Origin of the sequence: Corynebacterium sp. MSK310 (assembly GCF_030227355.1) — a bacterium.
Classification (GTDB): domain Bacteria; phylum Actinomycetota; class Actinomycetes; order Mycobacteriales; family Mycobacteriaceae; genus Corynebacterium; species Corynebacterium rhinophilum.
Genome location: NZ_JASPFZ010000025.1, coordinates 1 through 13,624 on the forward strand (window position 1 = coordinate 1; position 13,624 = coordinate 13,624).

A 13,624-nucleotide genomic window follows, 5' to 3' on the forward strand; every position below is an offset into this window, starting at 1 on the left:
CATTGCCACCGAATATCCGGTGTACTTCTGTGATCCAGGATCACCCTGGCAGCGAGGAAGTAACGAAAACACCAACGGACTTCTGCGCCAGTATTTCCCCAAAGGCACTGACCTATCCGTCCACACCAAAGAAGACCTCGAGTTCGTTGCCATGCAACTCAACGACAGACCACGCGCAACCCTAGGCTTCGCCAAACCAGCCGAAAAAATGGCCGAACTGCTAAACTATGCCACCGAAATCTAAAATCGTGTTCCCACGACCACTAGAATCCGCCTTGCTTTGGCAACGCTCGACGGTAAACGAGATCATCTCGCTTGCTACCAGTTGGTCCGCCAATAAGAAAACCGTCCGGTGCGCTACGTGCACATCGGACGGTTCCGCTGGGTTCCCAAAAAAGAACCAATTATTGAGTGCTCTGTATAGTCACAAAGCCTATACAGAAGCGGGATGACCTATTTAGCGGTCGACGTCAAGGACTAGGCCGTTCTTGTCGATGTCGACGTCAACGCCACCAACTTCGACCTCCCAGTAACCGTCGTTGTCCCACTTGACCTTGCCTTCGCCATTGTGGGCACGCTGCAGAACCTGGGTCACTTCATCCTTAGTCAGGTGCTCTTCGGTCAGGTCACGCTCTGCCTCACCGGAGTAACCGGTGATTTCGGTTGGCAGGTCGTTGGTAGCTGTGTTGCCACCAGCCTGGCCACCCTGACCAGCGTTGCCGCCGTTCGCGTTAGCGTCAGCACCAGAGGTGACGGTGACGGTTTCTTTGCCACCATTCTGGTTGCTCTGGTTGCCCTGATCAGTCGATGCAACGGTCTCGGTGACGGTCGCTGGGGCGGAGCTGCCGTTATCGCTGCAGGCTACGAGAGTCAGGCCCAGAGCGGCAGTTGCAGCTGCGATGGAAACGCGGCGGTAATTCTTCATTTTCATGTCTTCAACCCTTCTTGTGAGTCTTGTGAGTTTTCCCAACGTTTGCTGGGGAGGCGGTGTCTAGCCTCTGAGAACTCCAGCTCGACACGATTAGTGAGTATACCTATAGGGACATATCAATCAACTATCGCAATCCTGAAATGTGAGGCATATATCACAGTAGCGCACAGCGTGATCGTGGTTATGCTTGCCTTAAAACACTTAGCCGCCCCTTCAGGACCGGCAATCTCCACCAAATGGGCCGTGAGCGTGACAAGTGGCTTTGTGAGAGGTCGCGATTATAGATATTTGTCAAAACCGTCGGAGCAGACCACGGCCATTTGGTTGATGGCCTATTTCCAGCCCTGCCCTTTTATTTCTTGGCGTAGCGCATACCTTCTATGACGTCATCATTGTCAAAGATGACGGGTTGGCCGTACTCCAGATCAGGACCGTCATCGTATTTATGCATCAGGTAATCATCAAGCTGCTGCATATCCTTCACCGTCACCGCTTGATATGGCATATCGAAGGCAAGCTTCTCCAAGAATAGGTAGCCATCCTCATATGGCACGGCAACGCCGGTATGCCCGATGAAAAGTGTGGCCGGTTCCGTCAAAGTATCGTGCGAGAATACCGAGACCACTCGGGCGTCCGTATCCGCGAACTCGATGCCACGGTCCTTAAAATAAGCCTTGATATCGGCGATGTGCTGTCCTGGATCTTGTTCCATGGTGGTTTCCACATTCCCATAGAATGCCTCAAACTTGGCGCGCTCGGCTTCATCAAAGATTTGGTCCGGCGCATTATCTAGGGACTGTTGATCTAAGAACAGCAAGGAGTCATTGGGGTTGTCCTGGTCATCAACGGAAAAGAGCGAATCCGCCAAGGTGAAGGTATTGATGCGGCAATTGGTACCCACATAATCCGCGTGATGATCATTCCACGCCTTTAAAATGGCCTCCACGTCGTATTCTGGGTCTTGCGTCCCGTAATCCACGAAGCCTTCGGCCACCATGCTCTCCGTCGGTACGGCAGTGTTGTATTCGTCTACCAATTCAAAAAAGCCGTCGATGCTTTCTTGTGGCACTCCGGCATCGGCAAGCGCGGTGCGGGCTACTTCTTGCGATTGTTTATCGACGAGATTGCTCATCGTCATCCCAGCCAGAAGCTGCGACGCATCACCTTCTGCGGTCGGAATTTCCGTGCGCTGAGCGCTCGCCGCCTTTGACTGCGCGGCAGCACTGGAGGACGACGCAGATTCAGAACCACTCGGAGCCTGATTCGTGTCACCACTATCGGGATTCGAGCAGGCTGCTAACAATAAACATGCTGTCACGGTGGGGACAGTCAGGAAGGAAAAGCGCATCATCACATGCTAGCGAAAAGGGACCGTACACGATAGCCCCTTGAAAAGGGCAGGCTTGATTTTCAACACGCCTCGCGGCACATCGTGTTGGTCCTTCATTGAGAAAACACCTCTATCCTAAGCTTTTTATACCCTACAAAGACATAAGCCTCCTAGCAGGAGACATCCTCATCAAACATCTTCTGATCCACCTTGATGGCAACGGCGGCTCCAGCTCCCATGGCTTGAGGCATCTGGTCTGGAGAGCTGATGACATTTCCGGCGGCCCAAATGCCCTCGCATGAAGTCATCCCAGAGTCCGCTTTAACCCAACCGTTTTCTACAGCGCATCCAGCTTTCCTGAGAATCGAATCATTGGGAACAAATTCAGGCCCAGTAAAACAAGCTTCATATTCTCTCTTTTCCTGCCCTACGTCAAGAACTACGCCACCATCAAATCGTTCAGATTCTGTAATCCCTTGCACTAAATTAAGTTCGATCGTGATTCCTAGCGATTTCATACGCCGCTGTTCCTCTTGCGGAAGCTCCAATCCATTTGGATAGAAAGTCACTCGATCCGTCCACTTAGTAAGCAACTTTGCTATGCGGAAAGTAAAGGGAGGGTTCTTTCCAACAATGACGGCTAGTTTCTTATTTTTGACCTCATAGCCATGACAGTAAGGGCAGTGAAAAACTCGTGAGCCCCACAGCCGCTCTAGTCCGGGAACATCTGGCAATTCGTCAGTGATACCTGTAGCAACGATTACATGACGCGAGTAGATTACCTCACCGCTTTCCAATTCGGCTTTCCACCCAGCTGAGTCATCCTCAAAAGGAGAGAGCAACTTTGCCTTTTCAGAGATAATCTCTCCTCCGAACGATTGAAATTCACGGTGGCCACTTTCCAGCATTTGAATAGGCGAAGCTGACTCAAAACCTAAAACTCCGTGGGAATGCTCGCTAAACCTATTCCGTGGCTGATGTGAGTCCACTAAGACTACAGACCGGTTCGCGCGAGCCAAAGTAATAGCCGCAGAAGTGCCCGCAAAACCGCCACCAATAATTACTACGTCCGCCCTCATAGAAATCCTTTCCCCATAGAAATCCTTTCCCTTTTCAACTGCTTAGTCATTGATAACCGAGTTTTCCTAATCCCATCTTAAGACAAAGCGAATTAGGGAGCAGAGGCCAAATGGCTGCGGCTGCATTAATCGAGAATCCCACGAGTTAACAGATACGTTGAGGCAATACGCACCATTCGTACACATAGGCGATTTCTCTTACTCGCCACCATACTTATGTCCAGACCGGTTGATTTAATAAAAGCCGTTGCTGCTTCACACCCTAGCCCGATGCCGGGGTGCGTACCGGCAACAATCACTCGTTACTCCCCTTCCGAAAGACCCTAACGTTGGACAACTCTCCATATCAGACCCCCTATCCCGCACAACCGGCCCCAGTCCCCACAACAAAGCCGAAAAAGCCGCTTTTTAGGCGGTGGCGGTTCTGGCTATTACTCGTCGGGGTCACCTTCGTGGTGTTCGTGATCTTTATTTTTGCTGTACTAAAGGTAAGCGAAGCCCAAGATACTGAGGCTGCTTTGGATAAATGTCGCGAGCAAGTAACCAACCGGGCCAAGTATCCCGGCGGAGTCAGTTTTCCAGAAGAGATTGATATTCAGTCGCCAGATTCTATAACCGATTCGCCACGGACGTACCACGCCTTTGGCCAAGTTGATTTCCCCAATGGCTTTGGCACCCCAGTCCGGGAGTTCTATTCCTGCACCATCGTCGTTGATCTGGGTGATGTGCAAGATTCCACTGTCCATGTTGCTAAAGATCCACTTCGCTAATCTCTCTCGACCACAGTCACGACAATGTGGCCAATGTCGGAAAACTTTCTTCCATATCCCTCACCCACATTGAAAGGAACGCTCACCATGAGTACCCCCTCCCCTTCTCCCTCTCCGTATTCCAATAATTCTCAACCCGCGGGCCAACCACAGGCTGGTCAACCACCAGCTGACGCGCCGCAGAAGAAAAAGGGCGGGTGCCTCAAATGGGGCGCGATCATCATCGGTGTCCTCATCGTTATCGCCATCATTGCCGGTTTAGGCGGCAGCGATGATGAAAACAGCAGCAGCACAGACTCCACGGACCAAACCACCCAGCAAGACGCGGTGGAGGCCACCCCGGAGGAAGAAGCCCAGGAAGCTGATGCAGGCGAAGATTCCCACGCCACGCAGGATGACCAGAACGTCCCGCGCGAATTCAAAAATGCGTTAAAGAGTGCCAAGCTGTACTCAGATACCATGCACATGTCCAAGCAGGGATTGTACGACCAGCTCAGCAGCGAGTACGGCGAACAATTCAGCCCGGAAGCCGCCCAGTACGCCATTGATAATTTGGAAGCGGACTATCACGATAATGCTCTTCAAACGGCCCGCACCTACGAAGAAACGATGAGCATGTCACCCAACGCCATCTATGACCAACTCGTGAGCGAATACGGCGAAAAGTTCACCGCTGAAGAAGCACAGTACGCAGTGGATAATCTGTAGTCACCCTCACTAGCATTGAGGCACCATTGCACTCGGAAGGATTCCTGCCATGAACGCTCCACACTCCACGTCTTCCCCGGAACCTGATGACGACTCCCAGGAGCCGTTGCCCTTAACCAAGGATCCATTCCTTAGGTGGAGCGTTCTTGTCCTTATTATCCTTATCATCATCGCCATCGTCACCAACCTGCCTTAAAGCTGGCGACGCTGTAGGCCGATGCCCCATCTAAGCCGCTAGCGCTTGCGCCGGCCGCGGCGAAAGCCTTTTAGCTCCGCCTTCTTGGCAATCGCGGCCACCTGTGCCGCGGTGTAGTTCACTGGCGCAACCCCGGCGCGGGGCAAGACCCATCCCCTCCAGTAAGAAATAATGGCCATGCCGCTGCCGACGATTGGGGAAACCACCATGCCCAAGGCGAATTGGTCATAGGATGCAAAGGTCACCATGACGATGCCGGTCACGATAGACGGCACTGCATAGAGGGGGCTGCCGCCGAAAATGGAAGGGATCTGACCGGAGGCGACATCGCGGACCATTCCCCCGCCGACGGCGGTTAAGACACCTAAAAACACGCACGGGATCATAGGCATGCCCGCAGCCAGTGCCTTCACGCAACCGGTGGTAGACCACATACCCAAAATGATGGCATCGCCGTGCTCGCGAAAAATCTCCCACGCCTTTCCCTTCAGCTCCATGAGAAAGGCGGTCAGCGCCCCGGCGCAGGCAAGGCCCAAGTACCAGGGATCTGAAATGGCGGCGGCGGGGCCGTCATCGATAAGCATGTCGCGGATCATGCCGCCAGCCAGGCCGGAAAATAAGGCGAGGAAAATAAACCCGACGATGTCGAATTCGCGGCGGCGGGCAATCGTGCCACCGATGATGCCGTTCAAGGCCACTCCGATCAGATCGAAGGCCTGGTACATCGTGTTGATGAGGGGATCCACGTCGTGCATAACAACTACTGAACATAGCCGATCGCAGCGGTTTCGCCCTTTCTAGGGGTAGGAAGTGAGTAAAGTTGATAGACGGTCTCTTCTGGCCGGATTACAGTGTTATCCCGCTTTGTCTCGGTTATCTCGAAAGTTCTTTCATGTCTAACTCAAATGCCAGGTACTTCATCTGGTCCAATGCCCTGCAAAATTTAGGCGACCAGATCGTTGCCTCCAAAACGGTGCTGCCGGCGCTCTTTAATGCGGCAGGCGTCCCCGCCTTTTTCACCGGCTTGCTTACCCCTATCCGGGAATCTGGCTCCATGCTGCCGCAGGCCGCTCTTACCCCCTGGGTGACCACGCACCGCGCCCGCAAGCGCTTGTGGATGATCGGCTCGACCGGCCAAGCTATCTCCGCCGCCGTGATTGCCCTTGCAGCTTTCTTTATACGCGGCGCATGGTTGGGCGTGATCGTACTTCTTGCATTGGCGGCGCTTTCCCTGTTCCGCGCGTTGTGTTCCATCGCTGGCAAAGACGTCCAAGCGCGCACGATTTCCAAGGGCCAGCGCGGTCAAGTCACCGGATCCGCAACGGCCTTGGGCGGCGGGGCCACCCTACTTGCCGGTGTCATCTTATTCCTCTTGGGGGATCTCACGATCTCTACTATGGGCATCGTTTTATTGGTCGGCGCTTCTACCTGGGCCATTGCCACGCGGGTATTTTCGCACGTGGAAGAACCAGTGCCGGAGGGGGAACAAGAGGGCATCGATAAGAGCTGGTGGTCAGATACGTGGAAGCTTTTCACTGACGATGCCCAGTTCCGCAACTTCGTCATCGTTCGCGCACTGCTGCTGGTCTCGGCGCTTTCTACCGCTTTTATCGTGCTGCTGCACGATGACCTATCTGGTGTCTTCGGCTTCGTGATTGCCTCTGGTTTGGCCTCACTTATCGGTGGGCGAGTTTCTGGCATATTTTCGGATAAATCCTCCAAAAACACCATGGCGGCTGGTGCTGCCGCCTCCTCCGTTATCATCCTGCTCATCGTGGCTAGTTCCCACTGGGCCCCAGACGCTATGAATGCTTGGGTCATGCCGCTCGGCTTCTTTGCCGTCAATCTCGCGCATACGTCTGTTCGCGTGGCGCGAAAGACCTACGTAGTGGATATGGCCGGTGGGGATAAAAGGACGCAGTACGTGGGTGCGGCTAACACCATGATGGGCATTATTTTGCTCATCGTGGGTGGTATTCCTTCCGTCATCGCTCTCGCGGGGCCAGAGGCAGCGTTGATTTTCTTGGCGCTCGTCGGCTTTATTGGAGTGTGGCGCGCGGGCAGCCTTAAGGAGGTTTCTCGCACATAGTTTAAATATGGACTATAAGATAAAGCCCGAAGAACTAATCAAACTCAACCCCCAGGAGTTTTGTTGACCGTGGAAGCAACTACCCCAAGTGCCGTCGTCGTCCTTGCGGCGGGCGCCGGCACGCGCATGAAATCCACAAAGCAAAAGACTTTGCACGAAATTGGCGGTCGCACGCTGCTTGGACACGCGCTGCACGCCGCGGCGGGTATTAACCCGGATCACCTCGTAACCGTCGTGGGCCACCAGCGCGAGCAGGTCTCGCCCGTCGTAGAAAAAATTGCGAATGAGCTGGACCGTGAGGTCGTGCAGGCCGTGCAGGAAGAACAGCGCGGTACCGGCCATGCCGTGTCCTGCGGGATTTGCCCAATTTCTGATTTCGAAGGCACCATCATCGTCACCAACGGTGACGTGCCGCTTTTGACCCCAGAAACCATCGAGGGGTTGCGCGATACCCACACCGCTCAAGGCAATGCGGTCACGGTGTTATCCATGCGCCTTGCAGATCCCACCGGTTATGGCCGCATCATTCGCGACACGGACGGATCGGTGTCCGCCATCGTGGAGCACAAGGATGCCACCGAAGAACAGCGCCTGGTTAATGAGGTCAACTCCGGTGTTTTCGCTTTCGATGCGGCAGCATTGCGCGATGCCCTGACCAAGCTTGATACCAATAATGCGCAGGGCGAGCTCTACATTACCGATGTCCTCGAAATCGCCCGCACCGCTGGGCATGGCGTGGGTGCGCACGTGGCCGCGGATCCGCAGGAACTCGCCGGCGTCAATGACCGCGTGCAGCTGGCCGCCGCTGGCCGCGAGCTCAACCGCCGCATGGTGGAAAAGGCCATGCGCGGTGGCGCCACCATCATCGATCCGGAAACCACTTGGATTGGTGTCAATGTCACCATCGGCACCGATGTCACCATCCACCCCGGCACCCAGCTGTGGGGTGCAACGAGCATTGCCGATAATGCCGAGATCGGCCCAGATTCCACGTTGACGAATATGCAGATCGGTACCGGCGCGTCCGTCGTCCGCACCCACGGCAGCGATTCCGTCATCGGCGTCAACGCCAAGATCGGGCCTTTTACCTTCATTCGCCCGAATACCATCGTGGGCGAAGACGGCAAGCTCGGCGGCTTCGTGGAGGCGAAAAATGCCGAGCTCGGCCGCGGTACCAAGGTGCCGCACCTTACCTATATCGGCGATGCCACCGTAGGCGAGGAATCCAATATCGGGGCATCCTCGGTCTTCGTCAATTACGACGGTGTAAACAAGCACCACACCACCATTGGCAGCCACGTGCGCACCGGCTCGGATACGATGTTTATCGCTCCGGTCAATGTCGGTGATGGCGCGTACTCCGGTGCGGGTACAGTAATTAAAGACGATGTTCCCGCGGGAGCACTCGTAGTCTCCGGTGGCAAACAGCGCAATATCGAAGGCTGGGTTGAAAAGAAGCGTCCGGGCACCCCAGCGGCAGAAGCCGCAGCCCGTGCACAGGACAACGAAAAGTAAAGGGGCATATTCTCCTATGACTGGCAAGGTAACTGGTAGTAGCAAGAACATGAAGCTCTTTTCTGGGCGCGCACACCCAGAATTGGCAGAGGCAGTGGCAAAGGAACTCAAGACTGATCTGGTTCCTACCACCGCCCGGGACTTCGCCAATGGTGAGATCTTCATCCGCTTCGAAGAGTCCGTGCGCGGTGCTGACTGCTTCGTCATGCAATCGCATTCCCAGCCGCTTAATAAGTGGTTGATGGAACAGCTCATCATGATCGATGCGTTGAAGCGTGGTTCCGCCAAGCGCATTACCGCGATCTTGCCGTTCTACCCATATGCGCGTCAGGATAAAAAGCACTTGGGCCGCGAGCCCATCTCCGCCCGCCTGGTCGCAGATCTCCTGCAGGCAGCCGGCGCGGACCGCATCGTCTCGGTGGACCTGCACACGGATCAGATTCAGGGCTTCTTCGACGGTCCGGTGGACCACATGCACGCCCAGCCCATCTTGACGGACTACATCAAGTCCAAGTACGCCACCGATAACATCGCCGTCGTCTCCCCCGATGCCGGCCGCGTGAAGGTCGCCGAAAAGTGGGCCCACGACTTGGGCGATGCCCCGCTGGCCTTCGTGCACAAGACCCGCTCCAATACCGAGGCCAATAAGACGGTCTCCAACCGCGTAGTGGGTGAAGTTGAGGGCAAGGACTGCGTGCTTCTCGATGACATGATTGACACCGGCGGCACCATCGCCGGCGCCGTGCGCGTACTCAAGGAAGCGGGTGCAAAGAAGGTCATCATCGCCTGCACCCACGGCGTCTTCTCCGACCCTGCCCGCGAGCGCCTCTCCGAGTGCGGTGCCGAGGAAGTCATCACCACCGATACCCTTCCGCAGTCCACCGAAGGCTGGTCCAACCTCAAGGTCCTGTCCATTGCCCCACTGCTGGCTCGGACCATCCATGAGATCTTCGAAAACGGTTCCGTGACTACCCTTTTCGACCGCGCATAAGCGTTTCGCCGGTCGCACTACAACTCACACCCCGCCCTTCGCGCTCACCGTGAACGGCGGGGTGTCGGTGTTTTCCATCCCCGTGAGCGCCAAAGGCGTCGCAGGTACACGCAAGCACTACCGCACTACCGCCTGCCGTTCGCCCCACTCCTCCCTTCGCGCTCACCGCGTAACCCGAGCTACAGACATACGCGCTACCGGTGAGCGCGAAGGGCGTAATCAGAGGAAAGGGCGCGAAGGAAGATTAACGGGGTGAGTTTTGGTTTCATCGGCCGAAAGATGCTAATCTAACTCAGTCTCGGCGAGGGCGACTCAAAAATTGGGAAGCCGTTATCGACGCGATTGAAGTTAGAGCATGTTGCTTTTATTGACGCCTGCGATGACTCGTCCAAGACGTTCATCGGCAGGCTTTCGTCGTTTTTATACCTTCGATAGCCTCGCCGCACTACACCGACAAAGGAGATTGCATCATGGCAGAGCGCCCAATTATTAAAGCAGAACCACGTACCGTCTTTGGCAAGGGCTACGCCCGCCGCCTGCGCCGCGACTGGAAGGTTCCCGGCGTAATCTACGGTAGCGACCAGGAGCCCGTACACTTCGCAGTGCCACTGCTGGACATCCAGTCCCTCGTTCGCAACAACGGTGTCAACGCCGTTCTGGAGCTTGAGCTTGAGGGCGAGCAGTACCTGACCATGGTCAAGAACGTTGACCAGAACGTGCTCACCATGGACATCGACCACGTTGACTTGCTGCTGATTAAGCGCGGCGAGAAGGTCGAGGTTGAGGTTCCGATTACCCTGACCGGCGAGTCCGCACCGGGCACCATGCACATTCAGGATGCAGACGTCCTCATGGTTGAGGCTGACGTACTAAGCATTCCGGAAGAGATCGAGCTGTCCATCGAGGGCCTCGAGGACGGCGAGGTCATCACCGCCGCCGACATCACCATGCCGGAAGGCACCACCCTGGTGGCAGACCCAGAGACCGTTATCCTCTCCATCTCCCTGCCTGAGGTTGACGAGGAGCTCGAAGAGGCCGCTGAGGCTGCTGAGGAAGGCGGCGCCGACGCTGGTGCCGACTCCGTCGACGAAGAGGCCGAAGGCGAGTCCTCCGAGTCCGACGACTCCGAGGAGTAATTTCCCACTCCCCCAAACGCATATCGCCGTGAGCAGCAATGCTCACGGCGATATCGCAGTTTTATAGATGGTTTATAAATCTTGTCCGGCAAGTTCACGAATTCTAGGCGTGATTTCGATCTTGCCCTTGCCTTCCTTAGCGCGCTTGATAATGAGCCGCGCAGCAGCAACTTTGCCACTAGGAACATTTTCGGTTTCGCGATCAACTTCAGGTGATTTTTCGGGCATGGGGCGCACCTCCTTAATCACTACGATACTTCCCCAAGTCCACCGCTGTAAGAGGTATTTTTAGCACCCAAGCAGCAGTGATACTCGGCGGCATATTCTATGGAGCATAGACTTGTATTTCCAATAGAATTTCAATCTATGCGACAATAATGCAGTGACTCCACTACTCGTAGTAGGCCTTGGCAATCCTGGCCCGAAATATTCCGGCACGCGGCACAATATCGGCTTTGACGTTGCCGATGAGCTCGCCGGTGAATTAATGAGCAGCTTTTCGGTGCATAAGAAGACGAATACCGAGGTCGCGGAAGGAATGCTATCCGGACGCAAGGTAATCTGCGCTAAACCGCGGTCCTTTATGAACATGTCTGGCGGGCCGATCAAGGCACTCGCCCAGTACTTCCATCTGGCACCCGCAGATATTGTGGTGATGCACGATGAATTAGAACTCGACTTCGGGACCGTGAAATTGCGCCAAGGCGGTGGCGATCACGGGCACAACGGTCTGCGCTCTACTACGAAGTCGCTCGGTACTAAGGACTATCAGCGCCTTTCTATCGGCATCGGAAGGCCGCCAGGCCGGATGGATCCGGCATCGTTTGTGCTCAAGCCGTGGTCCATACAAGAAAAGGTGGAGATCCCCATCCTCTGCGCTGACGCAGTAGCAGAAATAAGGAGTGCGCTAGACTAGCTGGCATGAAATTGGCTACTCTTCGCACCGCGTTCGGCACCTCTGCAATCCGCATTGAAGGCGATAATGTGGGAGTGGAGCTGGACTACGAGGACGTAGGCGCGCTGCTGCGCAGCGAAGATTGGCGCAAGGCCGCACAACTATCCGGCGAGCCGATAGTCTTTGAGCAGCATGATTTAGAAGCAGTCGTCCCAACGCCAGGAAAGATCATCTGTGTAGGCCTTAATTACGCCAAGCATATCCGGGAAATGGGCCGCGACTTTCCCGAGCACCCCACGCTATTTATCAAGTTCGCCGATGCTCTGACTGGCCCCTACGATGACGTCTATATCCCCGAGTACGCAACCCAGAAGCTGGACTATGAGGGTGAGCTAGCGGTGGTCATCGGCGAGCGCGCGCACCGCGTAACCCGCGCAGACGCATTAGATTACGCGGCGGGGTATTCCATCATGAATGACTACACCCTGCGCGATTTTCAGCGTCAGACCAGCCAATTCCACGCGGGCAAGTCTTTTTATCGCACCGCAGGCTTTGGGCCTTGGCTGACCACCCCTGATGAATGGGCGCCGGGCAAAAGCGCGCGACTGACCACCACGGTTAATGGCGAGGTGCGCCAGCAGGACAATACTGATGACCTCATCTTTTCCATCGCTGAGCTCATCGAATTTTGCTCGCAGCTCTATCCCCTCAACCCCGGTGATGTCATCGTGACCGGTACGCCCGAAGGCGTTGGTTTTGCCCGCGACCCGCAGCAATTCCTCCAGAACGGCGATACCGTCGCCATAGACGTCGAAGGGCTCGGTCATATTTCTAATACCACTCGCTACGGCGAGCCCGGCCTCTAAGCCTGCTGCACATACCCCGCACAAGCTGTGGTTGGGTTCTCACTCCAACGAGGGCACACCAGTTTTCTAGATAGGGCCACCAAGCCGTTAAGCTGGAAGAATGAGCACCAAAAGCAGCAAATCCCCTAAGAAGCTGAATAAGAAGGCCTACGAAAAAGAGCTCGAGCGGTTGCAAGCAGAGCTCGTTGATATGCAGCAGTGGGTCGTTGAAACCGGCGCCCGCGTGGTCATCATCATGGAAGGCCGCGACGCCGCCGGCAAGGGTTCTGCCATCAAGCGCATCACGCAGTATCTCAACCCCCGCACCTGCCGGATCGAGGCTCTTCCGGCCCCGAACTCGCGCGAACAGGGCCAGTGGTATTTCCAGCGCTACGTGGAAAAGCTGCCGACCAAGGGCGAAATCGTCATCTTTGACCGCTCTTGGTACAACCGCGCCGGCGTTGAGCGCGTCATGGGCTTTTGCACCGACCAAGAATACGTCCGCTTCTTGCACCAGGCTCCCACCTTTGAGCAGATGCTTGTGGAAGACGGCATCATCCTGCGCAAGTACTGGTTCTCTGTCTCTGATGAAGAGCAGATTAAGCGCTTTGAATCCCGCCGCAATGATCCGCTGCGCCGCTGGAAGCTCTCCCCCATGGATCTCCAATCCATTACCCGCTGGGAAGACTATTCCCGCGCCAAGGATGCCATGTTCATCCACACCGATACCCCGACCGCGCCGTGGTACACCGTGGAGTCTGAGGATAAAAAGCGCTCGCGCATCAACGTCATTTCGCACCTGCTCAATACCATCCCTTACGAAAAGATCGAGCGCGAGCTGCCGGAAATCCCACACCGTCCCGATTCCGATGGCAAGACCTACGAGCGCCCAGACCGCGAAGAGTTCCGCTATGTGCCGGATGTAGCCGCCAAGCTAGAGGACTCGTCTAAAAAGAAGGGTAAGAAGAAAAGCAAGAAGAAGGACAAAAAGAAGTAGTCCCCATTACGTTGTTAGCAGTTCCGCTTGAAGGAGCCCAGGATTCGTAACTCTGCCCCTGTGCAGGGGCAGGTTATGTTTGTCTGCGTTCCTTTTGCTTTTCTTTTTCAGGAGCAGTGGAACTAGTCGCTGGCTTCGGTAT

The 13,624-nt window shown here is 55.5% G+C and carries 16 protein-coding genes; 11 read left to right on the forward strand and 5 right to left on the reverse strand.

Annotation, left to right across the window (positions count from 1 at the left end; translation table 11 throughout):
- Positions 1 to 244 (forward strand): IS30 family transposase (locus QP891_RS11210; RefSeq protein ID WP_284783710.1); only part of this gene is annotated, 244 nt, incomplete at its 5' end.
- Positions 245 to 457: 213 nt separating this feature from the next.
- Here the strand turns inward: QP891_RS11210 and QP891_RS11215 are convergent.
- The 3 genes from QP891_RS11215 to QP891_RS11225 form a co-directional block, all read right to left on the reverse strand.
- Positions 458 to 931, reverse strand: a complete 474-nt coding sequence (locus tag QP891_RS11215) for a hypothetical protein (RefSeq protein WP_284783709.1) — start codon at positions 929 to 931, stop codon at positions 458 to 460.
- Positions 932 to 1,283: 352 nt separating this feature from the next.
- Positions 1,284 to 2,063 (reverse strand): DUF4300 family protein, encoded by a 780-nt coding sequence (locus QP891_RS11220; RefSeq protein WP_284785856.1) that lies wholly within the window; start codon positions 2,061 to 2,063, stop codon positions 1,284 to 1,286.
- Between the two features lie 368 nt (positions 2,064 to 2,431).
- Entirely contained in the window at positions 2,432 to 3,340 is a 909-nt protein-coding gene (locus QP891_RS11225; protein WP_284785854.1) for an NAD(P)/FAD-dependent oxidoreductase, read from the reverse strand.
- Positions 3,341 to 3,792: 452 nt separating this feature from the next.
- Between QP891_RS11225 and QP891_RS11230 the strand changes: the two genes are divergently transcribed.
- The 3 genes from QP891_RS11230 to QP891_RS11240 all read left to right on the forward strand — a co-directional run bounded on the left by QP891_RS11230 (position 3,793) and on the right by QP891_RS11240 (position 5,014).
- Complete coding sequence (locus QP891_RS11230; protein WP_284771315.1) at positions 3,793 to 4,110, forward strand: hypothetical protein; 318 nt, start codon at positions 3,793 to 3,795, stop codon at positions 4,108 to 4,110.
- An 87-nt stretch (positions 4,111 to 4,197) separates the two neighbouring features.
- Positions 4,198 to 4,818 (forward strand): Ltp family lipoprotein, encoded by a 621-nt coding sequence (locus QP891_RS11235; RefSeq protein ID WP_284771314.1) that lies wholly within the window; start codon positions 4,198 to 4,200, stop codon positions 4,816 to 4,818.
- Between the two features lie 49 nt (positions 4,819 to 4,867).
- On the forward strand, positions 4,868 to 5,014 hold the full coding sequence (locus tag QP891_RS11240; protein ID WP_284771313.1) for a hypothetical protein: 147 nt from the start codon (positions 4,868 to 4,870) through the stop codon (positions 5,012 to 5,014).
- 38 nt (positions 5,015 to 5,052) lie between these two features.
- Here the strand turns inward: QP891_RS11240 and QP891_RS11245 are convergent, their stop codons facing one another.
- Positions 5,053 to 5,769, reverse strand: a complete 717-nt coding sequence (locus QP891_RS11245; protein WP_284771312.1) for a trimeric intracellular cation channel family protein — start codon at positions 5,767 to 5,769, stop codon at positions 5,053 to 5,055.
- Positions 5,770 to 5,906: 137 nt separating this feature from the next.
- On the opposite strand from QP891_RS11245, the gene QP891_RS11250 reads away from it, so the two are divergent.
- The 4 genes from QP891_RS11250 (at position 5,907) to QP891_RS11265 (ending at position 10,745) form a co-directional block, all read left to right on the forward strand.
- A complete protein-coding gene (locus QP891_RS11250; protein WP_284785853.1) occupies positions 5,907 to 7,103 on the forward strand; it encodes an MFS transporter in 1,197 nt (398 codons plus the stop codon).
- A gap of 69 nt (positions 7,104 to 7,172) precedes the next feature.
- Positions 7,173 to 8,618, forward strand: a complete 1,446-nt coding sequence (gene glmU, locus QP891_RS11255; protein ID WP_284771311.1) for a bifunctional UDP-N-acetylglucosamine diphosphorylase/glucosamine-1-phosphate N-acetyltransferase GlmU — start codon at positions 7,173 to 7,175, stop codon at positions 8,616 to 8,618.
- Between the two features lie 16 nt (positions 8,619 to 8,634).
- The gene (locus QP891_RS11260) at positions 8,635 to 9,609 is read left to right on the forward strand and encodes a ribose-phosphate diphosphokinase (protein ID WP_284771310.1); all 975 of its coding nucleotides are present in this window, start codon (positions 8,635 to 8,637) and stop codon (positions 9,607 to 9,609) included.
- A gap of 470 nt (positions 9,610 to 10,079) precedes the next feature.
- Positions 10,080 to 10,745 (forward strand): 50S ribosomal protein L25/general stress protein Ctc, encoded by a 666-nt coding sequence (locus tag QP891_RS11265; protein ID WP_284771309.1) that lies wholly within the window; start codon positions 10,080 to 10,082, stop codon positions 10,743 to 10,745.
- Between the two features lie 72 nt (positions 10,746 to 10,817).
- Here QP891_RS11265 and QP891_RS11270 read toward each other — a convergent pair whose 3' ends face one another.
- Complete coding sequence (locus tag QP891_RS11270) at positions 10,818 to 10,973, reverse strand: RNA helicase (RefSeq protein WP_284771308.1); 156 nt, start codon at positions 10,971 to 10,973, stop codon at positions 10,818 to 10,820.
- A 154-nt stretch (positions 10,974 to 11,127) separates the two neighbouring features.
- Between QP891_RS11270 and pth the strand changes: the two genes are divergently transcribed.
- The 3 genes from pth to ppk2 all read left to right on the forward strand — a co-directional run bounded on the left by pth (position 11,128) and on the right by ppk2 (position 13,482).
- Complete coding sequence (gene pth / locus QP891_RS11275; RefSeq protein WP_284817073.1) at positions 11,128 to 11,661, forward strand: aminoacyl-tRNA hydrolase; 534 nt, start codon at positions 11,128 to 11,130, stop codon at positions 11,659 to 11,661.
- A 5-nt stretch (positions 11,662 to 11,666) separates the two neighbouring features.
- On the forward strand, positions 11,667 to 12,506 hold the full coding sequence (locus tag QP891_RS11280; RefSeq protein ID WP_284771306.1) for a fumarylacetoacetate hydrolase family protein: 840 nt from the start codon (positions 11,667 to 11,669) through the stop codon (positions 12,504 to 12,506).
- Positions 12,507 to 12,606: 100 nt separating this feature from the next.
- Positions 12,607 to 13,482, forward strand: a complete 876-nt coding sequence (gene ppk2, locus QP891_RS11285) for a polyphosphate kinase 2 (RefSeq protein ID WP_284611046.1) — start codon at positions 12,607 to 12,609, stop codon at positions 13,480 to 13,482.
- Positions 13,483 to 13,624: the final 142 nt, after the last annotated feature.

Coding starts and splice junctions, on each gene's coding strand:
- QP891_RS11215 (WP_284783709.1), bottom strand. CDS start 931: ATGAAAATGAAGAATTACCGCCGCGTTTCCATCGCAGCTGCAACTGCC.
- QP891_RS11220 (WP_284785856.1), bottom strand. CDS start 2,063: ATGAGCAATCTCGTCGATAAACAATCGCAAGAAGTAGCCCGCACCGCG.
- QP891_RS11225 (WP_284785854.1), bottom strand. CDS start 3,340: ATGAGGGCGGACGTAGTAATTATTGGTGGCGGTTTTGCGGGCACTTCT.
- QP891_RS11235 (WP_284771314.1), top strand. CDS start 4,198: ATGAGTACCCCCTCCCCTTCTCCCTCTCCGTATTCCAATAATTCTCAA.
- QP891_RS11240 (WP_284771313.1), top strand. CDS start 4,868: ATGAACGCTCCACACTCCACGTCTTCCCCGGAACCTGATGACGACTCC.
- QP891_RS11245 (WP_284771312.1), bottom strand. CDS start 5,769: ATGCACGACGTGGATCCCCTCATCAACACGATGTACCAGGCCTTCGAT.
- QP891_RS11250 (WP_284785853.1), top strand. CDS start 5,907: ATGTCTAACTCAAATGCCAGGTACTTCATCTGGTCCAATGCCCTGCAA.
- QP891_RS11260 (WP_284771310.1), top strand. CDS start 8,635: ATGACTGGCAAGGTAACTGGTAGTAGCAAGAACATGAAGCTCTTTTCT.
- QP891_RS11265 (WP_284771309.1), top strand. CDS start 10,080: ATGGCAGAGCGCCCAATTATTAAAGCAGAACCACGTACCGTCTTTGGC.
- QP891_RS11270 (WP_284771308.1), bottom strand. CDS start 10,973: ATGCCCGAAAAATCACCTGAAGTTGATCGCGAAACCGAAAATGTTCCT.
- QP891_RS11280 (WP_284771306.1), top strand. CDS start 11,667: ATGAAATTGGCTACTCTTCGCACCGCGTTCGGCACCTCTGCAATCCGC.
- ppk2 (WP_284611046.1), top strand. CDS start 12,607: ATGAGCACCAAAAGCAGCAAATCCCCTAAGAAGCTGAATAAGAAGGCC.